The organism is uncultured Maribacter sp., assembly GCF_947495965.1.
In the GTDB taxonomy this organism is placed as follows: Bacteria; Bacteroidota; Bacteroidia; order Flavobacteriales; family Flavobacteriaceae; genus Maribacter_B.
Genome location: NZ_CANMBB010000001.1, coordinates 1 through 24,350, shown reverse-complemented (window position 1 = coordinate 24,350; position 24,350 = coordinate 1). Strand labels below are relative to the sequence as shown.

Below are 24,350 nucleotides of genomic sequence, written 5' to 3'. Positions count from 1 at the left end.
ATTTCACTAATGTAATGTTATTTATTCTTAGGATTAAAAACAGAGTTATATATCTAGTTTATTTCTAGGTACTTTTTTCTTAATAATCATTTTTTTTAAAAATAGGCCAGCCATAATTATCATAAAAAAAGAAAAAGGTAAAGAAGTAATAATTAGTAGTTTTTGGACAGTGCTAAGAATATCTATATTGGGTTTTACATTTGCTAAAACTAATAAGGCAAGGGTGGCAAAAAAAATAAATATAGACCAGAGTAATCTGTGTTTTTTACTTGGGTTTTGTTTACCGTTATCTGTAAACATGCTTAAAACAAAAACAGCAGAATCTACCGAAGTAACTAAAAAACCAATTAATAAAATTATAGAAGTAGTATTTAGAAGACTGGGCATTGGGTAATTTTCTAAAAATATAAATATAGAGGTAAAAACATTATTAAACTCTCCATTATAGCTTCCCCAATCTTGGACTAAGTTAAATACAGATTGACCAAATACAGAAAACCAAAAAAAAGTACCTAAAGATGGAATTATTAATACACCTAATAGTAATTGCCTTAAGGTTCTTCCTTTAGAAATACGTGCTATAAATATTCCAGTAAAGGGAGCCCAAGCAATCCAAAAAGCCCAGTAATAAAATGTCCAGTTGGTTAAGAAATCTATACCAGGATTAAATTTCCCTATTGCTAAACTTAAAGGGATGAAATCTTTTAAATATGCTAGCGTAGCATTACTAAAGGATTTTAAAATTTCATAAATATCACTAGTAAAAAAGATAAATAGCAACAAAAGTAGGGTTGCTAAAATGTTTCCCTTAGAGAGTAACTTAATTCCTTTGTTTAAACCTTTCCAGGCAGATAAAAAAGCGAGTGTACAAATAATTAATGTTAGTATAAGAGTAGTTTTAAAACCAAAGTTTAGTTCTGTTAAGTGGGTTAGGCCGCCAGTAATTTGTGTGGTGCCAAGGCCAACAGCTGCAATAAGGCCAAAAACTGTTGTAATAATAGTAAGTATGTCTATACTTCCTTTTGCAATTGGGTTTTTTATAGATTCTTCTATTGTGGCGCTAATTTGTACTTTTTTGCGGTCTACAAATAGAGCGTAACCCATAACCATTGCAAATAATCCGTAAAAAGCCCAGGCAGTAAACCCCCATTGGTAAAAAGTAAATTCTAACGCTAAGATATTAGATTGCAAATCACTTTTAAAAGGAGGATTTTGTTGCATATAAACTGGTTCTTGTACCGCCCGTAATAAAATTCCGGCACCCATTCCTGCACTATAAAGCATGGCAACCCAACTCCAGGTAGAATGTTCTGGTTTACTAGTGGGGTTCCCTAACTTTTTATTTCCTAAAGGGGATAAAGCAATGCTTAATAAAAACAAGACACAGCCTAGTCCTAGGTATAAATAAAAATAGCCAAAATAATTTCTTACCCATGTAGATGAATATTCAATAATTTCATAAGTGGTTGTAGTTGCAAAAAAAGCATACAAACATAGTATTGCTAAAATACCAATAGCAATACTTAAAACTGGTCGTTTTTGGAAGGTTGAAAAAAGATTTCTTGGTTGCAATTTTTAGTATTAAGGTTTAGGAAAAGTTTGTAGGTACAAATTTAAATTCTTTTCTTTTTTAAGCATTTTCTCATTGAATTTAGGTTTTTATAAGAGGTTGCATTTTATCTATAGCTTTCTTTTTTAATGTTTTTTACTTAGGATTGTAACCCGTCTAAACTGTACTTTTCTTGCCAATTTTCATTCTCATTATCCGAAAACAAAACTTTGTTTTTTTTCATCATCATTCCGAGGCTAATTTTATTAGTACATAGTGTTATGGTTGGCAGACTCTTTTGGGATTTGTTGAATAGCATCCCAATGTTCACATATTTTACCATTTTCATTAAACCTAAAAAAATCCATAGTTATATATTGGTCATTGTCTGGCCAGGTTTGGTGGGTGTGTAAGGCTACCATATTTCCTTCTGCTACTGAGCGTACAAATTTTATGCTTTTCTCAGGGTATTCTTTTTGCATCCTTTCAAAATAATCTATAAAGCCTTGTGTGCCATCTGCAACATCAGGATTATGTTGTATATATTCAGAACCTACATACTGTGTTATTGCTTTTTTAGGATTACCTTCATACGCTGTTTTGTAAAAGTTAATAGCATTTTGTTTATTTTTATCTAAGTCCATAATGTTTGTTTATTAAGAAGAGTATTAAAGATACTCTATTCTTGGTTTTTATTTTATATGTTTTTTATGAAGTATTTTTTTCTATTTATTGTTACGCTAGTAAACGCACAAACTAAATCTACTTTAGTTACACCGCCTTATTTACAAAAAGGAGATACTATTGCAATTTTAGCACCTGCAGGCATTATAAAAGCATATAAGAGACCAGCTATGGAAAGTGCAAAAAAGTTGGCAGAAAGTTGGGGTTTAAAAGTTGTTTTTGGAACTAATTTGTATAGTCAGAATAATCATTTTGCGGGTACCGATGAGCAACGTTGTCAAGATTTTCAAGATGCCCTAGACAATCCTAATATAAAAGCTATTTGGTGTGGAAGAGGCGGATATGGTTCTGTTAGGATTATAGATAAATTAGATTTTAGTAAATTTTTAAAGCACCCTAAATGGGTTATTGGTTATTCTGATATTACAGCTTTTCATAGTCATTTGCATACTTTGGGAGTAGAAACATTACATGCAATGTTAGGAAGCAGTATGCAAGATAAAGCAGAGGATATACCGCATACTATAGAAACCTTTAGAAAGGCATTATTTGGAGAGATTTTGCAGTATAAAATACCTTCTTCTAAATATAATAGAAACGGAAAAGTTACAGGGAATTTAGTTGGCGGTAATATTGCAATTTTATCTTCTATGTTAGGGTCTCAAAGTCAAATTTCTACCAATGACAAGATACTTTTTATTGAAGAAGTAGGAGAATACAAATATAGTATAGATAGAATGTTACAAAGCCTTAAACGTGCCGGTTATTTTAAAAATGTAAAAGCTGTGGTTGTAGGTGGTATGACAAAAATTAGAAAAAATACAACCCCTTGGGGAACCTCAATAGAACAATTAATTTCTGATGTTGTACCCAATACCATACCTATTCTTTTTAATTTTCCAGCAGGTCATGACCCTGATAATAGGGCTTTACTTATGGGGAGAACAGCAGAAGTTACTATTACTGATAAATTTTCAACAATTACTTTTGTTCCTTAGAATTTTATATACTTAATTTTCTTCCTTGCTATTAAACCTCATTTTTAATAAATCTGGTTTAAAACCTCTTTTTTTATATGCTTTAATAGCACTATCATTTTCAGCATAAACATCTAATTGTATTTCATGTATTCTTCTTTTTTGGGACCAATTTATTAAAGAATCAATTATTTTTCCATTTATACCTTTTCCTCTATGGCTAGGCATCACATACATAAAGCCTAAATAAGCATATTTGGCTGGTTTTTTATAAACAGCAGAATCTTTTATTAAAGCATACCCTGACCCAACAATTTCGTGGTTTATGACAGCTACAACTAAATAAGTGTTTTCTTGTTCTATAAAGTTTTTAATATTGTAGTACGATATAGGGTCTTCTTTTAAATTAGGAGCAAATGGACGTTCATAACGTATAACTTCTTGCTCAAAGCCTGTTAGAATAGAAAGGTCTTTTATAGTTGCTTCTCGTATTTCTAAACTTTCTTTTTTCATTTTAGTTAATTCTGTTTTTTTGTTGCGAGCTTTTTGTCTCTTAATTCGTAAAAAGCTGGGAATTAATTATATGTAGGGGTTTAGTGTTTGGTTATTTTTAGTCAAATAGCTCAGGATATATTCTTTTAGATATGTTAGCAGCGTAATTTTGGTATTCAGAACTTATATAGTTGCCTAAGTTTTTATTTAATATTATGTTTTCTATTCGTAAACAATTCTTAAAGTCTATTTCGCTAACCTCGTAATTATTTCCGTCCTTTTGTCCACTAAAAGTTAGTTTAATTTGTCCACTTCCAATCCAACAAAAACAAGGAGTCCTTTTTAAATTAATATCCAAAGGTTGTTCAAATTCGGGAAAGTCTTTTATTGTACTTTTAAATTTTAGATATTCCTCTACCTTATATTTTTGACCAATAATTGCTTTTTGATGATTTTTAGGTGTTTTTTTTAGTTTAATTTGAAGTTCATTTAATATTGTAAATAATTCATTCTTAGTATCATATTTGAGCCAAATACCAAACGCATCTCCATCATTTGCGTGACCGCCCCAGGCTCTTTTGTAAAATCCATATTTTAACTTTCTATTTCATTCTTTTATAACAGCCCGAGAATGTTTTTCGAATAAATATGGTTCTGAAATTTTTTCAATTTTCATTGGAAAGTAAAAACAGTAATTTATAAATACAATAGTGGGTTAAATGTACCTAAAGGATTATTACTAATCTTTAATATAAATACTTATTTTTACTGTAGCGTAAAACCCACTACTGTGTTTATATAATTTTCTCCGCAAGCAATTCTAAAATTTTTTACTTTTTTTTAAAATGGAGCAGAACTGTCTTTAGGACTATCTGGTACACTCCAACGCTGGCGAGCAGTAGCATTTTCTGGTGCATCTACGGTAGGTGTTGTATTACTGAAACTACCGTAGCTATTTGTGCCACCACGTGGAATTTGCATGCGATCACCGTATAACCAAACTACTAAATTATTACGTTGGCCACTAGTAATTGGATGGGTAGCATGTGGTACGTTACCACGATGTATTATGGCTTTTCCAGGTTCAAAAATAGTCTGTACCGTTTGTCCTGTGGTTTTATCATGAAAATCTACCTGCGAACCTGTAAATTCTTCATCTGGTAAATTAATATTAATATTTAAGGTGGCAGATGAAGCATCTGTGTGTGCATGCAAATCTTTATCCTTATCAGGATTATACTGTATAGAAAAACCAAATGTTTGGTTATCATAACCATAAGTGCCAAGTAACAAACGTGCAATTGGACGCATATAGCGGTTCATAATATCATTGTAAAATATCTGAAAATTTGGTGCAGCAAGATGCCCTTCTGAACGAGGATCAAGCATAAAACCATAGCGATTTAATTGGATGCCGTACGGTGGGCGTGCAGGAATTTTTGAATTTGCTGCAGCTTCTAGATAATTACGGAATTCTGCTAAACGTTCCAAGTCAAAAAATTGTGCGGTATAAACACCTGGAATAATTTCTTCCCATAAATCTGCAACTGCATTTTCTTTTTTTGGATTTTCCCAGGCATCATTTATAGCCTGTCGCAATCGTGGGTCAAGTAACGTTTCATCAGGAACTAATAAATTATCTTTGTTATCTATTTCCCATTCTGCCCATGCATCTTCGAGCATTTTTCGGTTATTGTCCCAAAATTGTGAGACAGATATTTCACGTTTTAGCATAGCTTCGCGAGAAGGTACTGTGAGTGCACGAACATGTGCAAGTGCTTTATTATTTTTCATTATTGTTATGTTTTTAATTATAGTGTAAAGATAGAACTAGCAAATGCCAGCCGTTAGGTAATAAAAAGGGGATTTTTGGTAAAAAACGAAGATTTGGATGCTTTTTACTCTATAAACATCAATAACTTACTTAGGATTTTTATTATTTTATAAATAGTACAATAACAAACTAACGTTTACTTTCCGTAATGCACGTAGTGGCATTTTTTGGGTTTTAATTTTTACGTCAAAGCTATCCTGGCACTTTGGCATTCGTAAGTAGACTACAAACAAGTAATTGTTTATAAACGTTATTGTGTTCTTGTTTTAGTAGTAGAGAATTTATTGGCAATACTTTTCGGAAAGTAAATTACAAAATAAAAAAGAATAGCGCCTTGAATTAAGATTCAAGGCGCTATTACTTAAAGACTTTTTTGGCAATGGTTATGTAACATTTACCGGATTCCAAATATCAGTTCTAGCTGTTTCTTGAGCATATTCCAAAAATGGTTTTGCTTTTCTGCCTAAAACACGTTCAATATCATGAACTACCAGTTGATTATTTGGATTAGTTAAAACATGACTAAATAAATACTCTATTAACCACACAACATCATCAGGTATTTGCATTTGTCTCATGCCATCTATATACTGCTCTAGTGTGATATCGTAAAAATTTAATTTTCTTTTACTAGTCTTTGAAATGATATTAACAATATCTTTAAAAGTGATTAATTCTGGACCTGTTACCTCAATGATTTCACCATTATATGAATCATCAAGTAACACAGTTGCAGCTACTTCTGCAATATCGTTGGCATCTACAAATGGAATTAAAACGTCTGACAATGGTAAAGCCACTTCTCCCGACAATATTGGGTCTAAAAAGAAACTTTCGCTCCAATTTTGGTTAAACCAAGAAGCTCTAACTATGGTATAATTTAAACCCGAATCCATCACTATTTTTTCACATGCTTCTGCTTCGGTTTCCCCTTTTCCAGAGAGCAAAACCATTTTTTTAACTCCTAATTCTTTTGCTAAATAGGTTAAGCTATGTATGGCTTCTTTGGCTCCTGGAACGGCCAAGTCTGGATAGTAAGTTACGTACATGCGTTCTACACCATTTAAGGCATTTGGCCAAGTGTCTTTATTATTCCAATCGAAACTTGGTGATGCATTTCTTGAACCAATACGAGGTTTTATACCTTTGTTTTGTAGTTGTTCTACGACTCTACGACCCGTTTTTCCCGTTCCTCCGATAATTAAAATGTTACTGTTCATAATTTGATTTTTTTATTTGATTAATACTTTGCTCCAGAAATCTGAAGCATTTTTTGATTGTTTTTAAATGATGGTACAAATCTAAAGTAGCTATGAGCCAATTACTTATTCAAAAGGAATTATGATTTGTTTGAAAAGTTGCATTTTTTGAATCAGTTCTTCATTTAAGTCTGTATTTGAAATACAATCGTCCGCGAAATTGTCAAAGAAACTAGGTAAGGAAAAATCTGCAACAACCTTTGCACCTAAAAAAGGAAAATAATTGACGGCAGTTTGTAATACAGTTGTTCCACCACGATCACCAGGCGATGTTGCCATTATGAGAATGGGTTTATCTCTCCATACTTTTATATTTGCACGAGACAACCAGTCTAATATATTTTTAAATACAGCTGTATAGGCTCCATTGTGTTCTGCCAGTGCTATTATAAATCCATCAGCGTTATCAAATATTTTATTAAGTTTTTTAACGGCTGTTGGTATACCATTTTCATCTTCGAAATCGGTACCATAAATAGGTAGTACATAATCGTTTAGGTCAATGGGAATAAGTTCTACATCTTTTAGTAAATATGATGTGTAAGACAGTAACTTTTTGTTTATTGAATTCTGACTATTACTACCTGCGATTGTAATTATTTTTTTCATTTTTCTATTTTTTTGAGATTAAACCATCTATGGACCATTTTCCGCTACCATTAACGAGGATGCTAAAGGCAAGTCCTATAATTAAAAGTGAATATTCGTAGCCTTCTCCTGCTTGGTTACCAAACCAGTTCATAAAGAAACCATGCTCTAGCTGTGCGGTGATAATTATACCAGTAAACATTCCCATAATTGTTATGGCCCAAAACCTAGAGAAGAACCCTAAAATCAAAGAAATGGAACCAAAAAACTCAATCATGATAACTAAAAAAGCTATAATATTAGGCAAACCCATTTGTGTGGTAAGCGACTCCATAGTTGCGGAATAGCCATATCCACCAAATAGCCCTAATAATTTTTGTGCACCATGAGGAAATATTATGAAGCCTAGTGTCCATCTTGCGATGCTAAATCCAATATTTAAATTTGTTTTTAAAAGTTGTGTTACTAATTTTTTCATAATGATTAAGATTTAAAATTTATTATATAGTTATTCGGTAATAAAATCCGAGAGATGTTTTTCTTGTAGGCTTCAATCCGTACTGGTCAATATCTAAACCAATACCTAACTGATGGTCATAAAAAGACACTCCTATCCGTAACTGTTGATAGCTTCTTGAATGTGTTTTAAACTTATCCCAAATGGTTAATAACTGGCCGTTTAACCATAATGATATATGGTCTTTTAGAGGTTTGCTATATTGAATTTGTACAAATACTTCTGTGTAACTAGCATTAGTTTGCTTTGAGTACGCCAATGTTGGCATTACTACAAATAATAGGTGTGAATTATTGCATGTGTATTTTGCAGATAGCCGTTTTGAATAGCCAGCAAAGCTATTATAGTATATGGAAGGACCAATGGCAATAGTTTTGGTAATATTCCAAAAGATTGTGGGTTGTACACCAACCTCATCAAATTCCTGATTTTCTTGTTTAAACTTTTGGAAAAAAGCCAGTGTATTTAGACTCAATGTCTGACTCTTATTAATTGGAAAACTTGAGAATAAGGTAAAATCTGTTTTATCAAATCCTGAAAACAATTCTACCTGAGTAAATTGCGCTTGTAAGGGATTAAAAAAACCAATGATTAAAAGAGTACTGATGATAACTTTTTTCATGCTTCAAAATTCCGAATGGAACACATGAAAAAAAATGAACTAGTTTAAGACTTTTACCTTCGGTTGACTTTTGTGATGATTTTACTCATAAATTCTGGTGTTATACCAATGTAACCAGCTAAGTCTTTCTGAGTAATTCTATTAACAATATTTGGGTATTTTGTTTTGAACTTGATATATCTCTCCTCTGCGGTTAATGAAATGCCATGATTTGAGCGTTTTATATAATTTATTAATGACTTTTGATATAGCATGCGATAAAATCGTTCAAACTTTGGTATTTCTTGAAATAACAATTCATAATTAGCTCTAGAAATACCAAACAATTCAGAATCTTCGGTAGCTTTTATAAAATAAGGTGTTGGCTCCTTGGTCATAAAGCTCGCCATGTCGCCTGTCCAATAATCTTCTACAGCAAACATAGAAATGTGTGGTGCGCCATCATCATCTAGAGTGTATACTTTTAGGCATCCTTTAGTTATAAAATATTCAAATGATGTTATATCACCTGCTTGCATTAAAAAAGACTTCCGCTTTACACTTATTTCTGTAAGCAATGAAAGGTACTTCTGTTCTTCTAATTCAGTTAAATCAATGAATCTAGAGATATTATTTAAAATTAAGATATGTGATGCTTTGTAGTTCAAGTTTGGTTTTTGCTAATTATTGCCAAATGTTTGTGTATGATTTGTAGCCAGCTTATAGATGCTACTTTTCGGAAAGTAAATTACAAAATAAAAAAGAATAGCGACTTGAATCTTATTTCAAATCGCTATTATTAAAGACTTTTTTGGCAATGGTTATGTAACATTTACCGGATTCTAAATACCAGTTCATTATTTGGATTAGTTAAAACATGACTAAATACTCAGTTAACCACACAACATCATCAGGTATTTGCATTTGTTTCATGCCATGTATATTCTGCTCTTACTTGATGTTGTAAAAGCCCATTTTTCTTTTACTTGTCTTTGAAATGATGTTAACAATATCTTTAAAAGTGATTAAGTCTGGACCTGTTACCTCAATAATTTAACCAATATAAAAATCATCTAGTAGTACAGTTGCTACAATTTCTGAAATACCATTGGCATCTACAAATGGAATTAAAACGTCTGAAAATGGTAAAGCCACTTCTCCCGATAATATTGGGTTTAAAAAGAAACTTTCGTATCAATTTTGGTTAAACCAAGAAGCTCTAACTATAGTATAATCTATACCCGAATCCATCGCTATTTTTTCACAAGTTTCTGCTTTGGTTTCCCCTTTTTCAGAAGACAGAACCATTTTTTCAATGCTATTTAAAGCATTTCCCCAAGTATTTTTATCATTCCAATCAAAGCAGCCGTTTTTCCACTTCCTCCGAAAACTAAAATGTTCGTTTTTATGTTTTTAAATTATCTTTTAATAAATATTGTTATAAGTAATAATATGAAGGAAATAATACTTGAAATAGTTCTAATAGTATGATACCGATTCCAAGCGCTTTCATAATAGGCTCTAAAGTTTTTTAATTCTAATATGCTCAATTTGGTAATGTTTAATGTTTCTAATTCATTGTTTAAAGGAACATTCCCAAAGGCTGTAATACTAAAAGTGCCAATTAGATAAATGAATGCTGATGCCATGACCAACCAAAATATAGGTTTGGTGTTAAACTGTACATAAGCGCACATGGCTAATGTAATTAGGCTGCCAAAGAATACAATGAAGAATACTGGGTTTAAAATTTCTTTATTAATACTCTGCATGCTTTCCAAATAAGTAAAATCACTTACTTTTTTTGTTCCTAATATGACCGAAACGGACCAGGCGAAGAAAAAACCTGTAGAAAGTGCGTTCAATAAAACTGTTATAAAAAGAACCGTTGTTTTCATGCTTTTATCTTTTTAGTTAAATGGTTTCCGAAATAAAATACAACGAAGTAAAATTCTACTATGATAATGTAAAACAAAGGGGTTCCGAAAAATTCAGAATAACTTCCACCATTGGGAATTATAAATACAGGAACTGTAATTATTACATCTAGTAGCGTAGCTATAATAACAAATGTAAGTCCTAATGTAGATGGTTTTAGATAACTTTTTGTATAGAATAAATATGTTCCTAAACATGCACTAGGTAGTATACCTAATGCCAATACGATATTAGATTGTAGTTCGGGATTTTCTAAAATCGGGAGATAAAATGATAATAGGTAAAAGCTTACACCTAAAATCCAAACGAGCATACCACATATAACGCTAAATAAATATTTGCTAATCATAATCTTTTGTTTTTATATTATGATACAAATCTATTGTAACTATAAGTTAGCTACTTATTCAGAAAGTATTATGATTTATTCGAAAAGAACTTTATACTTGACTAGGTCTGTAGCCAAACTTTTTTTCAAAAGCATTAGAGAAAGAACCTAAACTATCATAACCTACAGCCCAAGCGGCTTCTTGAATAGTTTTTTGCTCGTTCTTAATTAAATTGTAAGCTTTCTTCAAACGTTCGTTTTGTAGGTATTTAAAAACAGGAACGCCAAACTGCGCTTTAAATTCTATTTTAAGCTTATTAGTGTTAATGCCAATTTTATTAGCCAATTCTGTTAAGGAAGGAGGGTTTTCTAAATCGGATATTAAAATGTCTTGTGCAAGATTAATTTTTTCTATTTGCGAAATATCAAGTTTTACGTTTTGTTGTTTAGCCAATTGTCCAAAATAATGAGAAAGCAACGCCGTGATATGACTTTTGTAAAATAGCATTTTAATTTCACCTTCGTAAGTATTGCTAAAGAACTGTTCAACTAACTGAAACATTTCTGGGCTCATATTGAATATTGGACCTTCAACATAATGATCTTTTGGGTGAATTAATTGATGTAAAAATTGTTCCAAGAATTGACCTTCACCATTCGGCAATTTGTCTATGTTTCTTATTGTTGTAGCGATTACTAAACATTGCAGTGATTTTAGTTTGGAAACATGATGTTCAAACTCTACCATATTATCTGCATAAAATGATAGTACCATACCTTTCGTGTGATGAAATTCTTTGGCTTTTCCATCAAATTTTACGTTAAGTCCAACATCACCTGCACCATAAAAGGCGATAGCTATTACAGGCTCATCAAAAAAACATGAATCTACTAAATTATTATCAGTAGATGCTTCTTCCAACAAGATGGTGTAATCATTAATATCTATTATTTCACGATTCATTCTTATGAATTTATCAATCGAGTTTCATTATTACCAACGCCTGAGCTATGATTAGTGCGTGAGCAAGGAAATTTTTGGTTTGCATCTGCGCAAGAAGCTAAAGCTCATTGTTTTTTTCTTTTCCAAGACTACCCCGATGCTTCGGGGCATAAGATTTAGCGACATTATAAATATACACAGAACTTTTGATTTTGCCCTAAAGTCGGCATTACGTTTAGAATTGATGAAAAAGCAGTAATTCGAGTATCTTTAAGATGAACAAAAAATTAAAGAAATGAAAACTCAAATTACTGCTGTACCGAAGTTATATATTGGCATTGACATACACAAGCGAAGTTGGAAATTTCATTTTTCGACAGATTTGTTTGCAGGTAAATCTTTTAGCATGTCTTCTTATCCAGATAAACTATTGAATTATGTTAGGAAACATTTTTCGGACTACGAAGTAACCACTGCTTATGAGGCCAGTTGCTGTGGTTATTATGCGCATCGTTGTTTTGAGAGTTATGGTTGGCGGAGTTTGGTAGTTAACCCTGCCGATATTCATAGAAAAGGTAAAGAACGCCATACAAAGACAGATAAGATAGATGCTCAGTTAATTGCTAGAGAACTTAAAGATGGTCGTTTAGAAAGTATTATAATTCCAGATAAGAAACGCGAGGAACTTCGAAGTCTTTTTAGAAGAAGAAATGATTTAGTAAAGGATTTCAGAAGGGTGAAGAGTTATATCAAGATGCAGTTGTTGTATTTTGGAATTAAGGAGCCTGAGGAGTTCGATAATGACCATTGGAGCCATAAGTACCGTAATTGGTTAGATGATATAATGTTCGAATATCCTACGGCGAAGGCAACTTTAGATAGTCGTATGCGTTTTTTCCGATTTGTAGACCAAGAGTTACGAGATGTTTCTACGGAGCTTAGAAGATACTGCAAGGTACATTATAAGAAAGATTACACGTTGCTTAGAAGTATACCAGGAATAGGCGGTATTGTGGCTTGTGGTATATTAAGTGAGTTAGGAGATTTAAGACGTTTTAAAAATATTAAACATTTGGCAGGTTATGTAGGTCTGTCTCCAAGTGTATATCAAAGTGGCGATAATCAGAGAACAATGGGAATGACCCCAAGAGCCAACCGTTTATTGCGTAGTTATTTTGTGGAAGCTTCCTGGCAAGCAATCCGAGCAGACCCTGTTATGCAGGGGTATTATCGTAAACATCAAGGCAAGAATGTGAAGCGTATCATTGTTAAAGTCGCTAGGAAGTTACTAAGTAGAACTTTGGCTGTTATAAAGACCGAAGTCCCTTATACGATAGGGGTTATAGAATAATGAAAAACAAAAGAATAAAAGAAAGAAATAATAAGGATAACAAAGCTCTAAAACAGTAGTAAGAACCGTATCACAAAACAAAACCCGTGGCCTGTATTATTCAGTATCACATTTTTAGCAAGTGACCGGTTTTATTATAATTTATAATCATACAAATGCCGGTGACGTTTCAGGTTTCGAACCGATCACATATAGGAGTGCGAGCAAGTTATATTAAAAGAAAAAAAGGCGGTTTAAGGTAAATAAGAAAATATTAATTAAATTTAGAGAACTGGACGAAGGCTTTTCATAGGAGGTTTTGTTGTAAGCTGGATTTTCCGTCCTGCTAGGTATAATATTCTCCATCCCAAGGTTCTTGAAATGAAATAGTGTTGCTAGGAAATAAATCAATACTAACTGATTCTTCATTAGGAATCAAACCACATTTTATTCCATCAATATTTATTTCGAAGGTTTCAACTTCAATATTGCATAATGTAACTTGTCTCAATTCCGCAACTAATTTTTCCATTTCTTCCCATACACTTTGCGTTTCACTATCCTTTTCTGTAGACCAGTATTTATATTCAGAAAATTTACCGTTTTTGTCAAATAAATAAAGAATTGCAAGCTCTATTCGATACTTGTTTCTCTCCTCAGGGGTTAATTCTCTAATTGGTTTTTTATGGGCAAAAGTTACACTTCCAAAGAATAATTTATCGTCTCTAGTTTTTCCAAGATAATGAGTGTGGTATTCTTCCATTCGCATTATGGGAATTCGCTTAGGTATTTTTGATTCGGTATTTTTTGATTTCTTAAATATGTTGAACATTCTATAATTTTTAGCTTGCTTTTTACCTCAGTTCTTTGTTATGCTTTGTTTTTATTTTCATAATATATGATAGGATAAAAAATTACAAGTTTAATTTTATTCAATTTTCCGAGCTATTTTTTTGTGCTTGGCTTTAAATACTCCTTTCGCGTAAGAAGAAACGATAGCATTAATTCCTGTCGATTGAATTTTTAGAACATCTTTAATTTTGCAAGTAGAATTAGTTAAGGGGTTTATTTCAAAATAATTATCCCAGTGTGGCACCATAAAGCCATGTTCTCGAGATTGAATAATTAAACTATCAGAATCAATTGTTTCAAATGAAATATGGTGTTTTCCAAAGGGAATAAAGCCATACATGTAAAGAATAAAAGTGTAATTTTTATTTAATTCCCAATTTTCAATTTTTTTATTATCACGTGTGGGAGAAAGCTTAGCTTGAGGGTTAAGATTTTCTAACCATCCAGAAGGTTTTTGATACAGTTTCCAAACTTCCTTTGCAGAGCAATTTAGGGTAGTTTCAAAAGTAAGTTCTTTTCCTTTTTTACTTTTCTGATTAGGATAATCAAAAGTGATATTTTCTTTTTTTACAGTTGTTTTCATAAGAGTACAGCTAGTTGTAATTAATAATATTAGATATAGAATTACTTGTTTCATTTGGTGTCAATTTGTTTTTTTACTTTAGATATTGGATAGAGTTCTTTCTCATCAAATCTGCCCAGAGTAAAATTCTCAATAGTTATTTGATGAAAAAACTTATCAGTAGTATCCTTTTTTATAACTCCATTATCTAGCATTACAGGCATATTAAAAGGAACCATAAAACCATCAATATTTCGGTAATCTTGGTAAGCTATTGAGCCATATTTTTTACGAGTAATAGGGTTTTTATTTTCACGTAGAGTGTACACACAATAGTCAACTAGTTTGGTTTGTGTGTTAATCCAAACTATGTATTGGTCGTAATCGGGGTTGGGAGCTTCGCTCAGCCAACTAGCGAAAACAAGGTCATAAGATATTCCTTTCTTAGTTTTTTGACCGTAATAGCGTTTTATTGGAGCTTTATATAACCTATAAGGAAGTTCCAAGAAATAATGATAGATTACCAGACCAAAAGCTAGCTTTTTCTTTTTTTCGATTTCATACTTTTTAATCTCTTCACTATCCTTACTTTTTTCATAGTAATTCCAGGATTGTATCCCTATCAAATCTCCTTCTTTTTCTCCATTCAAGAATAAACCAGTACCATCAAAGGTGTTAAAATTATGCCTGAATTTGATAGTAGTTTTCTTTTCTGGCCATATTTTAGCTATATTTCCTATAATACCTGGCCAGTAATCGGTAGCTGTAAATTCAAACGTGTTTTTTGATTTTAAAACATTGAATCCTTGTGCTGAAATAACTTCATTTAATTTTTGAGTCGCAATTTTTTCAGATTGTTCAATGTCTGTCAGTGCTTCTTTACTAAGGTTTGCAATTTTACAGCTTGTTATAACTAGCATTATAAAGTTTACTACCAGAATACTAGATTGTTTTTGCGTCATGGTTTATTTTTTTTATACAAAAATAATTTAGATGGATTGAATTTGATTAATATATAACGACATATAATTGATAATTTGCGACATTTATTTAATAGGTTAAAGAAATCTATTAAATTGCAAGCTATGAAAGAATTGTACATATCAAAACTACTAGCAGAAAGCCTTCTGCTTTATACCGAGAGAAATTTAATAGATAAAGAACTAAATTTTGGAAATACGATTAAAGATCTTTTAGCTATAAATGAGACTTCAGCAATTCCTTACGAAGATTATGCACGATTTTATGAATATACTATCAATGCCTCCAAAGATTCTTTGTTTGGGCTTCATCAAGGCGAAAAATTCAATTTAGCAGCATTAGGAATTGTAGGTCAAATTATTCAGGTGAGTCCAACAATTAGAGTAGGAATTGAAAAGTGCTGTGGACATTTTAATTTAATTAGTAACGTGCTTCAGATAGAGTTTCAACTTAAAGAAAATCATCTTCTGCTAGTGTTCAAATTACATCCCGAAGCTAAAAATAAATTTCCATTAGCAACTAAACACCTTGTTTTATCCTCTATGGTTTTCGCTTATAAAGAGTTGGAGTTTTTAACTCTTTATAAAACATCGCCTCTAGAGGTAAAGATTGATTTTGAATCGATAAAAAAGAAATCATTTGATAGAGTATTTAATACTTCAGTAGAATTAGAGTCTGATGTTAATCAAATGAAATTTAGAATAGAAATTCTGGAACAAAAAATTGTATTTTCTGACTATGAACTGTTACAAGTATTGGAAAATGTTGCCTGTGCCAGGTTTCAATCACAATATCAATCCGATAACTTATCAGGAGTAATTACTTCAATGATTTATTCTCTTTTGAACCCATATATTCCAAGTTTTGAGTTGATAGCTGATAACTTAAATATGTCTCCCCGTAACCTCCAAAGAAAGCTAAAAGAGGAGGGAACCTCTTACTCAAAATTAGTAACTGAGGTAAAAAAAAAATTAGCAGTAGATTATTTGAAAAAAAATTTGAGTATTAAAGAAGTTTCTTACTTAATGGGCTATTCAGAATCAGGTACTTTTGTTTCTGCATTTAAAAAATGGTATGGCAAAACACCAGGTCATTTCAAATTACTGCTATAAAGTCGTATATAAGTATTTTCTCCCATACCGTTCTTTGAATAGAGGAATATGGTATTTAATGTCACGTCCTAAAATACGGTTATAGATAAACATGGAGTTACTACATTTGTTTGGACGGTAGGTTAAGCTTTAAATTAATAGCTTAATCCACAATAAAAACAAAAAGAAGCCATTACGAAAAGACATTTAAAATAATGGCGGTTGAATTAGTTAATTCAGGAAAGAGTACTTGATAGATTAGTAATGATTTAAGTATAGGTCTGAAATTACTATCGAGATGGTGTAGGGAGTTTAATGCAAACTCTACGGGTAGTTTTTCAGTAAATGGTCGCCCTAATTTAACATCAGAACAAAAAGAAATAATGGAATTAAAGAAAGCATTTAGAGATGCAGAATTAGAGCGTGACATCTTAAAAAGGCAGTAAGCATCTTCTCTAAGAACGTATAGATATTTTTAGTTTTATAGATACTTACAAAGTAGCGTATCCTATTCTAGAAGATGTATAAAGTATTAAAAGTAGGTAAGAGTGATTATAGCTTTTAGTGTAAAGGACTGATTTCTAATAGAGAAAAAGAAAATAATATGTTGTTACAAGAAATACTAAATATTTATAATCAGAGTAATGGTAGTTATGGTAGTGCTCGAATACAGGAGGAATTATATCAACTAGGATATAAAGTATCTTGTCCAAAAGTAGCTATAGTAATGAGGAATAATAACATATAAAATAAGATTAGAAAAAAATGGATACTAACTACGGATACCAAACATAGTGCTCCAACAACTCCTTATTTGTTGAATAGAAATTTTATAGTTGATTTACCAGGGATGGTATGGGTCTCAGATATTACCTATGTAAATACTAAAAATGAATGGGGTATATCTAACAGTAGTAATTGATTTGTTTGATCGTAAAGTAATTGGTTGGTCAGTAAGTGCAACTATGAAAGCAGCCGAAACATTTATTGAAGCATTAAAAATGACACTCTACAATAGAAATTGAAATAAGTATTTGATATTTCATATAAATAAAGGAGTTCAATATGCTTGTGGTGATTTTTAAAAAATCATAAATAAGAATAATATAATCCAAAGTATGAGTAGAAAGGGAAACTTTTAGGATAATGCAGTCGCAGAATCTTTTTTCAAAACAATTTTAAATCTAAAAGAGAAGCAAGAACAGAGATTTTTAGATACTTAGAAATATGGTGTAATAGAAAAATAAGACATTCTAGTCTAGGATATAAAACCCTTTAGAAATGGAAAGGCTGTATCTCATTAACTATGTAATTTTTAAAAAATGCAGCATAACTTATTGTCCGACTTTTTGTTGCAATTCCAGACATAAAATGAAAAAAACTCAAAGAATCAAGTTGTTGAATCTATAAGCTAGAATAATATTATTTTAAATTAAAGAAGAATATATTTGTTTTCTACCTCAGTTCTTTATACATAAGATTCATTCTAAATCATTCTGTTTTTAATGTCGTTGTTTTCTATAATAAAATTGAAAATATCCTTTCCCCAAATTTGATATGCTAATTTTGAGGCGTGGAATTTATCTCCATCACTAAAAAACTCACTTGAATGAGCGTCTAAATTATATCTTTTTTTGTAATCGTTGTACATAATTTTACTAGAGCAATAGAAAACACCGTCCATATTTTTTACTAGTGATACTAGTTCATTACTATAAAAATCAAGCTGATTACCCATAGTATATTTAATTAAAGAAGTAAAAGCTGGTATTTCTTTTACTGGTGGCATATTAATAAAAACTATTGGCTGGTGTTTAAATTTAACTCTTAAATCAGCTATCAACATTTTTACATTATTTATCCATTTTTTGGGACTAGTTAATTTAAATGCATCATTTCCCCCAACGCCAACAACAATAAGATTCAATCCATCTTCCTGTATGTTAGGAATTAGTCTATCCTTAACTTTTAAGGCAGTAAAACCACTTTTGGCATAAACTTTCCAAGAGATATTGCTACTATAATGTGATGCTAATTCTTTAGCAAGTGTGCCAACAAAGCCTTCTTTATGACTATCAACACCAACACCTGCCATACTGCTATCTCCTATCGTTATTAGACGAAGTGTTTGTTTAGAATCTTTAATAATTTCTCCTTTAATTCCTTTTGCTTCTGGTAGCCTTGGCGTATTCGCTCTTATTTTCTTTCCTTGATAATAAAGTATTGGCAATAAAGGTGTTGTAGCTATAGTATTTAATAAATATTTGAAATTCATTAGATAATTTTTTTAATCTAACAAAAATGAATTATTTTAATATGTATTGGCTGACACATTTGTGTCAATATTACTTTACTAAAGTAATTTCTTTCTAATTCGAGTTAAGGTTTGCCTTTTAATTCCTAAAAATGAAGAAAGGTGTGTTATTGAAATACGATTAAGGATATCGGTATTTTTTGAAATGAAGTTAATATATCTCTGTTCAGCATTGTGAAACAGAAATTCATTAATTCTACTTTGGGTTTTAATTAGATGCTTTTCAGCAATTAATCTGCCATATTTTTCGCAATTTTTAAACTTTGAATAAGATTTTTCTATAGAAGTATATGGTATATTGATTAATAAACAAGGTTCTAAAGTTTCAATATAAAATGTTGAAGGTTTTTGACTTATAAAAGAACTATAATCCGTAGCATAATTATTCTCTTTAATAAAAGCAATTGTTATATCCTCACCTTTATCATTTATGTAAAAACTTCTTAATAGACCTTTACAACAGAAAGCTAGGTTATCTTGAATTTCATTAGTTTTTACGTATAATTCTTTAGTCTTTAATTTGATTATTGTAATATTTTGGAACATATAACTTATTTCCTCATAACTTAATTCAGGGCAAACTTTCCTCAACGCTTTGGAATATTCATCAAAATACTTGATATTGTTTTCAGTTTCTATCCCCATCGAGTATGTTCGTTAATATACATAGTTTACAAAAGTTATAAATTAGAGTTTACACTAAGTTACTTTCTAATCTTACTGATTATTCTTTCTTTCTAAACACATGTTCGTAAAAAAAACTAAAAATACGTTTCTATAAAACACCCTCCAAATACCATTACCAATTTCTAGAGCACCGATGTGTTTACCTTGGAACGAAGCGGAAAGGTAAATCTAATAGTAAGCCTTTTATCTGATATCTCCATTTTGTGTTACTTTTAAGACTTTCATTTTGGAATCGTAATCAAAGTGTGGAATTCTTTCAGGGAAAGATTTTTGTTAAAAACTCATGTGCTGAAGCAGGTGTTTTCATGTTCAATGCTTCATGAGGTCTTAGGTTGTTATATTCTTTTACAAAGCTGTTCAAGCGTCTTTGTTGCGCTGTCATGTTATAAGCTGAAGGATTCAAGTAGCCTTTAAATCCCTTTGCATACGTTCATGCCGTCCGTTCTGTTCCGGGTGTGCTGGGTCTGAAAACACAGGCATGATTCCGAGTTCTATGAGCCAATACGATAATCTAGTAAATCTTTTTATAGCGGCCACGGAACCAAATGCGCTTCCATTGTCAGTATGGATTTGTTCAGGAATCCCGAATTACCTAAAAACCCTTTTGAATTCGCTTTTTGCAGAGTCAAGGTTTTCTTTATAATGTCTTTTTGCGGTAAATACAAATCGGCTCTTTGAGTCTGCAATTGTAAAGGGATGGTAATAGATTTATTCCCCATAAGGAACTTGCCTTTATAGTCTGCATTCCATACTTCGTTACAATGTTTTGGGTCAAAGATGGGGTGTATTGGCTTTACTCTTCTAAGTCTTTTTTGAGGTGACACCAAACCGTGTTTTTTAAGGATGTTGTGTACAGTCAAGACCGTTGAGATTATTTCCTGATGAAAATCTTTATACAACAGGGTATGTAATTTTTTAGCACCCCAGAGCTTGTGTTTTTCTTTTAGGAAAAGGATGCGCTCCACTACTTTTTCGTTGGTCGAATTTGGGTGTGGTCTTCGAGGTTTTCTAGATAGTTCCCTTAATCCCTCATAGCCTTTATTTTCAAATCGAGATATGATTTTATAGGCCGTTGGTCTTGAAATATCAAAACATTTGTAAAGCTCTGTGATGGTATATTTTCCCGTTCGCCATTCACAGATAAATTCAATTTTTTGTTCCATAATCGTCTGTTTTTTCTAAGGCATAGCATCTGAATATTGGTTTCAAATGCAACTTAAAAAGTGTAAACGATGTTTCTATAATTTTGTAAAGGATGTTTGTATATTTTACCAAATAACTGCTAACGGTTGAGCTATGAACAGTACAGGAGCAAACTGGCGTTTGCTTTCCGCCACGCACATAGCAAAATCTTTTGGTTTTGATTTATTTTTTCTTGTCCAAAGCAAAATCCAAAAGATTTTCCGGACTACATAAAAACACACAAACCCAGCGATTAAGCCCAAAGCCCGTATTGTTTATAGGTTTTTTTGTAAAATGGTTTTTATTTTTTCTTAACAATTTGATTTTTTATTGGCTCACCTCTTTCTATAAGTACATCATTAGCATAATAATTTAGAAATTGCGCAGGTAATCCTTCACCATTATGCAGGTTTTTTGTTGTTTGCATATGATAATGCAAATGAGGTTCAGTTGAATTTCCACTATTTCCTGTTTCTCCTAATTTTTGGCCTTTAACAACCTGATCCCCTACATTTACAATTATACTACCTTGTTTAAAATGCGCTATAAAAGAATATTCATCATTTTGATGATTAATTACCACATAGTTTCCTGCTAATTGGTTTGGGTTTAACTCGCCTGGAGTGTTATCTATAACTGTATTTTCTACTAATATAACTATTCCATTTCCAGGAGCGAAAAGAGGTTTGCCAAAACAATAGTAGTCTTCATTATCTTTTCCATCTCCTAAATATGAACTGCCATTTATCTTTTGAAAAGCATCGATGGCAAATCTTTGTTCCCTAACTGAGGCGTGATGATTTTCACTTAAATTTCTACCTCCGTGGGCTATTAACCATTCCCCATTGAAAGGTAATTCTAAATTAATTTTTGTGTTGTAATTTAGATAGTTGCTTTGTGCTTCCTCTAATTCATCTATACAATTTACCGTTAGAATCCCTAATAGTACAATTATAATTCCTTGCTTCTTTATTCTCATGATTTTTGATTATTTGTTTTTTATATAGACAAGTCATTTTTCAAAAGGTTGCATATTAAATATATTTTTAGAATTTTAGGAACTATTATAAATTTTTAACTTTACGATGTGGTTAGAAGTAAATTTAATAACGAAACTTTTTTTAGAAATTAGAAATCTGAAAACAATGAAGGTATATCATATACCCTGCTTAAAGAGAAGTCAATGTCTAATCCTGAAATATGGATACAAGTTAAAATTGAATTTACGCTGTTAATTTGTATACCATATTTGGTTTTTAAAGTCTAAAGATAAATGTAATCTTATTTCCTTCTTTAAAGCAAAATCCCAAAGATTTTGCGACTTCATAAAAATACGCAAACCCTGCGACTAAACCCGAAGCCATTATTGTTTATAAGTTGTGTTAGCTTTACTTTTTCTCCAGTCTATAAGTAACATATTTTTACCATACGCTATATGGAATACTATTATGGGTGATTTATTAAATAGCCAATACTTTCCTTAAAGTCGGATAAAAGCTTTTTTACATGCACCTTTTTTGCATCATAATTTGCCGTGTAATTTGAAGTTAAAAGTTCAGGTTTTAAAAACAGTTTTATAATTTAAGAATGAAAATAAGCGGCAACTAAAGTGAATTTTTAACTAATTTGTTTTTCAAAAAAGTATATGCCACACTTGGCGAATAAACCATTTTCGTTTTTAAGTTGTATGGTTCGACCTGAGGTTCTTAATATCATGTCGCCGTTATTTACGAACATGAAACAAGCTTCGTCTTTTTGAAAACATTTTTCAATTCGGTTAAATTCACCCATCACCCTTTTCAATTTCTGACTCTTCAATCTCTTTTTCATAACAGTTTTTATGATATCTTTCACTAACATAACTTAAGAGAGCTCCAATATCTTTACTTAAGTCCTTTAAGATACGTTTTGAATTAATCTTTTCTTGAATTAATTCTGAAGTTATAAAGTCAAAATAGAACCCTTTCTTCTCAAGGAATTGCGGAATTGAAGAAAGAACTTCTAGGTTATTTATCTTATATTCTTTTAGAAGATTTTGAAATATTTCATTTTCCCCAAATCCTTTATCTTTAGTTATAAATGTAATAATACCTTTATCGCTTTTTATTTTTCTACGCCCAATTTTTGTTATTCTTTCTTCATTTTCTCGTCTCGCAAAGTTCAAAACAGAATCCCAAATTAAGTAATCTCTTATCTGAATGTTACTATCCTTTGACTCCTTACTATTTAATATAAACTTGGTTAATTCAAGTCCATTAATTAGTGTTGGTCTCACGATAGCAATCCTCAAATTATGAATTGGGTCTTTTTGTAAAGTTGATCTGAAATTTTCAATAGCTTTTAGCAATTCTTTGTTTGCACCATTTTCAATTTCTTTTGGGGAATTAAAATATGGGTCACGAATTAAGTCCTTACTAGCTTTAATGTAAGAGTTTGTTTTTGAGGTAATTAATGTCTCGTAATAATTACTAAATTCTTCTACAACTATATCTGACAACAAGACTTCACCATCTGTGTTCATTGTAAATGCGTGTAGATTCTTATAATCCAAATTCTCATTGAATTTGAGCCCAAGTTCTCTATATATCGATGTGTCTAATACAATGTAATTACCCATTTTTTAAATGTTGCCCAACGTTCCCGGCTATGATTTCGGACTGGGAAAGTATACGCTAACCAGTCAGCCAGAGATAAATTTTTAGAATTATTATTTTACATAGAAAAAGCGCTTAGCCCAGTTTGAAATATAGCCATTGTGTGTGCCCAGCATGGGCATCTTTAATTTATCGAAAGATAACTAATTCATCTAGAGGGTGCAAGTCCCTTATGCGCAGGAGTAACGTCTTGAAGCATTAGTAAGTCGCAAGGGTGGTGATCGTGAGGTTACATCTGAAGGAAGCGAGACTACAAAGCTTGGTACTGAGGCACACGAACCGTATACAGAGGCATAATTACTTGGGTAAGCAAGCACATCATTGTAACGCCCAAAAGAATACTAAAAGGGTAGTTATGTAGATACGGCAGGGATTGAGCGAAAGAAGATGTCCTTACCTGGGGAGGTCTCCAAAGCTACGAGTTGGCGTATTGGAGAAGTCAGCAGAAGTCATAGTACTTATGGGAAACGAGTTGTGAATAGAAACCACAGAGGACTCACAAATAAGGAAGGACAGAACATTAAATTAGGTTGGAATTCGACTAGGATGCAAAGCAAGCCTATTCTTAAACCAACAGGAGATTACAAATTATTAATTACCTATGATAGGAAAAGTATTAGCAGCAGGCAACCTAGACAGAGCAGCACGACAAGTGATGCAAAATAAAGGTTCAAGTGGCATCGATGGTATGAGAACCACGGCACTATCGGATTATATCAGAGCACACCGAGGCGTTCTACTAACATCAATCGATGCTCATAGCTATATACCATCCCCAATCTTAGGAGTAAGTATTCCAAAAGGCAAGGGAAAGTCTCGTTTATTAGGAATCCCAACAGTAGTAGACCGATGGTTACAACAGGCAGTAAATTTTCAATTAATGACCAAATTCGAGTACGAATTTGAACCAGTTAGTTATGGATTTCGCCCGCAGAAGAACATCCAGAAAGCTGTACTACAAGCTCAGGCATATATCAATTCAGGTTA

At 31.7% G+C, this 24,350-nt stretch carries 26 protein-coding genes and 1 pseudogene; 7 read left to right on the top strand and 20 right to left on the bottom strand.

Going from position 1 to position 24,350, the window contains the following annotated elements:
- Positions 1 to 45: 45 nt before the first annotated feature.
- Complete coding sequence (locus Q0820_RS00130) at positions 46 to 1,572, bottom strand: BCCT family transporter (RefSeq protein WP_298484201.1); 1,527 nt, start codon at positions 1,570 to 1,572, stop codon at positions 46 to 48.
- 243 nt (positions 1,573 to 1,815) lie between these two features.
- Positions 1,816 to 2,193, bottom strand: a complete 378-nt coding sequence (locus Q0820_RS00125; RefSeq protein ID WP_298484200.1) for an ester cyclase — start codon at positions 2,191 to 2,193, stop codon at positions 1,816 to 1,818.
- Between the two features lie 66 nt (positions 2,194 to 2,259).
- Here Q0820_RS00125 and Q0820_RS00120 point away from each other — a divergent pair, with 66 nt between their 5' ends.
- Complete coding sequence (locus Q0820_RS00120) at positions 2,260 to 3,231, top strand: LD-carboxypeptidase (protein ID WP_298484199.1); 972 nt, start codon at positions 2,260 to 2,262, stop codon at positions 3,229 to 3,231.
- Positions 3,232 to 3,243: 12 nt separating this feature from the next.
- On the opposite strand, the gene Q0820_RS00115 is transcribed toward Q0820_RS00120, so the two are convergent.
- The 9 genes from Q0820_RS00115 to Q0820_RS00075 all read right to left on the bottom strand — a co-directional run bounded on the left by Q0820_RS00115 (position 3,244) and on the right by Q0820_RS00075 (position 11,731).
- Positions 3,244 to 3,723 (bottom strand): GNAT family N-acetyltransferase, encoded by a 480-nt coding sequence (locus tag Q0820_RS00115; RefSeq protein ID WP_298484198.1) that lies wholly within the window; start codon positions 3,721 to 3,723, stop codon positions 3,244 to 3,246.
- Between the two features lie 819 nt (positions 3,724 to 4,542).
- The gene (locus Q0820_RS00110; RefSeq protein WP_298484197.1) at positions 4,543 to 5,496 is read right to left on the bottom strand and encodes a 2OG-Fe(II) oxygenase; all 954 of its coding nucleotides are present in this window, start codon (positions 5,494 to 5,496) and stop codon (positions 4,543 to 4,545) included.
- A 423-nt stretch (positions 5,497 to 5,919) separates the two neighbouring features.
- The gene (locus Q0820_RS00105) at positions 5,920 to 6,756 is read right to left on the bottom strand and encodes an NmrA family NAD(P)-binding protein (protein ID WP_298484196.1); all 837 of its coding nucleotides are present in this window, start codon (positions 6,754 to 6,756) and stop codon (positions 5,920 to 5,922) included.
- 105 nt (positions 6,757 to 6,861) lie between these two features.
- Positions 6,862 to 7,404 carry an NAD(P)H-dependent oxidoreductase gene (locus Q0820_RS00100; protein ID WP_298484195.1) on the bottom strand — a complete coding sequence of 181 codons (543 nt, stop codon included), beginning with the start codon at positions 7,402 to 7,404 and terminating at the stop codon, positions 6,862 to 6,864.
- Between the two features lie 4 nt (positions 7,405 to 7,408).
- Positions 7,409 to 7,861 carry a DoxX family protein gene (locus Q0820_RS00095; RefSeq protein WP_298484194.1) on the bottom strand — a complete coding sequence of 151 codons (453 nt, stop codon included), beginning with the start codon at positions 7,859 to 7,861 and terminating at the stop codon, positions 7,409 to 7,411.
- A 22-nt stretch (positions 7,862 to 7,883) separates the two neighbouring features.
- Positions 7,884 to 8,522 carry a hypothetical protein gene (locus Q0820_RS00090; protein WP_298484193.1) on the bottom strand — a complete coding sequence of 213 codons (639 nt, stop codon included), beginning with the start codon at positions 8,520 to 8,522 and terminating at the stop codon, positions 7,884 to 7,886.
- Between the two features lie 53 nt (positions 8,523 to 8,575).
- A complete protein-coding gene (locus Q0820_RS00085) occupies positions 8,576 to 9,079 on the bottom strand; it encodes a Crp/Fnr family transcriptional regulator (protein ID WP_298485429.1) in 504 nt (167 codons plus the stop codon).
- 840 nt (positions 9,080 to 9,919) lie between these two features.
- Positions 9,920 to 10,399 (bottom strand): DUF1772 domain-containing protein, encoded by a 480-nt coding sequence (locus Q0820_RS00080; protein WP_298484192.1) that lies wholly within the window; start codon positions 10,397 to 10,399, stop codon positions 9,920 to 9,922.
- A 480-nt stretch (positions 10,400 to 10,879) separates the two neighbouring features.
- Entirely contained in the window at positions 10,880 to 11,731 is an 852-nt protein-coding gene (locus tag Q0820_RS00075; protein WP_298484191.1) for an AraC family transcriptional regulator, read from the bottom strand.
- Positions 11,732 to 12,005: 274 nt separating this feature from the next.
- On the opposite strand from Q0820_RS00075, the gene Q0820_RS00070 reads away from it, so the two are divergent.
- A complete protein-coding gene (locus Q0820_RS00070; RefSeq protein ID WP_298484190.1) occupies positions 12,006 to 13,061 on the top strand; it encodes an IS110 family transposase in 1,056 nt (351 codons plus the stop codon).
- A gap of 325 nt (positions 13,062 to 13,386) precedes the next feature.
- On the opposite strand, the gene Q0820_RS00065 is transcribed toward Q0820_RS00070, so the two are convergent.
- The 3 genes from Q0820_RS00065 to Q0820_RS00055 form a co-directional block, all read right to left on the bottom strand.
- Positions 13,387 to 13,809 carry a hypothetical protein gene (locus Q0820_RS00065; protein ID WP_298484189.1) on the bottom strand — a complete coding sequence of 141 codons (423 nt, stop codon included), beginning with the start codon at positions 13,807 to 13,809 and terminating at the stop codon, positions 13,387 to 13,389.
- Between the two features lie 159 nt (positions 13,810 to 13,968).
- On the bottom strand, positions 13,969 to 14,475 hold the full coding sequence (locus Q0820_RS00060; RefSeq protein WP_298484188.1) for a hypothetical protein: 507 nt from the start codon (positions 14,473 to 14,475) through the stop codon (positions 13,969 to 13,971).
- A 50-nt stretch (positions 14,476 to 14,525) separates the two neighbouring features.
- Positions 14,526 to 15,374 carry a hypothetical protein gene (locus tag Q0820_RS00055; RefSeq protein WP_298484187.1) on the bottom strand — a complete coding sequence of 283 codons (849 nt, stop codon included), beginning with the start codon at positions 15,372 to 15,374 and terminating at the stop codon, positions 14,526 to 14,528.
- A gap of 165 nt (positions 15,375 to 15,539) precedes the next feature.
- Here Q0820_RS00055 and Q0820_RS00050 point away from each other — a divergent pair, with 165 nt between their 5' ends.
- The 3 genes from Q0820_RS00050 (at position 15,540) to Q0820_RS00040 (ending at position 17,551) form a co-directional block, all read left to right on the top strand.
- Positions 15,540 to 16,547 carry an AraC family transcriptional regulator gene (locus Q0820_RS00050; RefSeq protein WP_298484186.1) on the top strand — a complete coding sequence of 336 codons (1,008 nt, stop codon included), beginning with the start codon at positions 15,540 to 15,542 and terminating at the stop codon, positions 16,545 to 16,547.
- A gap of 583 nt (positions 16,548 to 17,130) precedes the next feature.
- Positions 17,131 to 17,274 carry an IS3 family transposase gene (locus tag Q0820_RS00045; RefSeq protein WP_298484185.1) on the top strand — a complete coding sequence of 48 codons (144 nt, stop codon included), beginning with the start codon at positions 17,131 to 17,133 and terminating at the stop codon, positions 17,272 to 17,274.
- 142 nt (positions 17,275 to 17,416) lie between these two features.
- Complete coding sequence (locus Q0820_RS00040; RefSeq protein WP_298484184.1) at positions 17,417 to 17,551, top strand: hypothetical protein; 135 nt, start codon at positions 17,417 to 17,419, stop codon at positions 17,549 to 17,551.
- 461 nt (positions 17,552 to 18,012) lie between these two features.
- On the opposite strand, the gene Q0820_RS00035 is transcribed toward Q0820_RS00040, so the two are convergent.
- From Q0820_RS00035 to Q0820_RS00015, 6 genes are all read right to left on the bottom strand, one after another.
- Positions 18,013 to 18,801: an SGNH/GDSL hydrolase family protein gene (locus tag Q0820_RS00035; protein ID WP_298484183.1), complete on the bottom strand. Its 789-nt coding sequence runs from the start codon at positions 18,799 to 18,801 to the stop codon at positions 18,013 to 18,015.
- 78 nt (positions 18,802 to 18,879) lie between these two features.
- The gene (locus Q0820_RS00030) at positions 18,880 to 19,485 is read right to left on the bottom strand and encodes a Crp/Fnr family transcriptional regulator (protein WP_298484182.1); all 606 of its coding nucleotides are present in this window, start codon (positions 19,483 to 19,485) and stop codon (positions 18,880 to 18,882) included.
- Between the two features lie 298 nt (positions 19,486 to 19,783).
- Positions 19,784 to 19,930: an integrase core domain-containing protein gene (locus tag Q0820_RS16950; protein WP_366941642.1), complete on the bottom strand. Its 147-nt coding sequence runs from the start codon at positions 19,928 to 19,930 to the stop codon at positions 19,784 to 19,786.
- Positions 19,931 to 20,051: 121 nt separating this feature from the next.
- Positions 20,052 to 20,690, bottom strand: coding sequence for a helix-turn-helix domain-containing protein (locus Q0820_RS00025; RefSeq protein WP_298484181.1), 639 nt, complete (start codon positions 20,688 to 20,690; stop codon positions 20,052 to 20,054).
- Positions 20,691 to 21,010: 320 nt separating this feature from the next.
- Positions 21,011 to 21,688: a M23 family metallopeptidase gene (locus tag Q0820_RS00020; RefSeq protein ID WP_298484180.1), complete on the bottom strand. Its 678-nt coding sequence runs from the start codon at positions 21,686 to 21,688 to the stop codon at positions 21,011 to 21,013.
- 804 nt (positions 21,689 to 22,492) lie between these two features.
- A complete protein-coding gene (locus Q0820_RS00015) occupies positions 22,493 to 23,326 on the bottom strand; it encodes a PIN domain-containing protein (protein WP_298484179.1) in 834 nt (277 codons plus the stop codon).
- Between the two features lie 424 nt (positions 23,327 to 23,750).
- On the opposite strand from Q0820_RS00015, the gene Q0820_RS00010 reads away from it, so the two are divergent.
- Together Q0820_RS00010 and Q0820_RS00005 are read left to right on the top strand one after the other, a co-directional pair.
- The gene (locus tag Q0820_RS00010) at positions 23,751 to 24,029 is read left to right on the top strand and encodes a hypothetical protein (RefSeq protein ID WP_298484178.1); all 279 of its coding nucleotides are present in this window, start codon (positions 23,751 to 23,753) and stop codon (positions 24,027 to 24,029) included.
- Positions 23,965 to 24,350: pseudogene (locus Q0820_RS00005) on the top strand (group II intron reverse transcriptase/maturase); the annotation flags it as partial. The gene Q0820_RS00010 and the pseudogene Q0820_RS00005, both read left to right, overlap by 65 nt.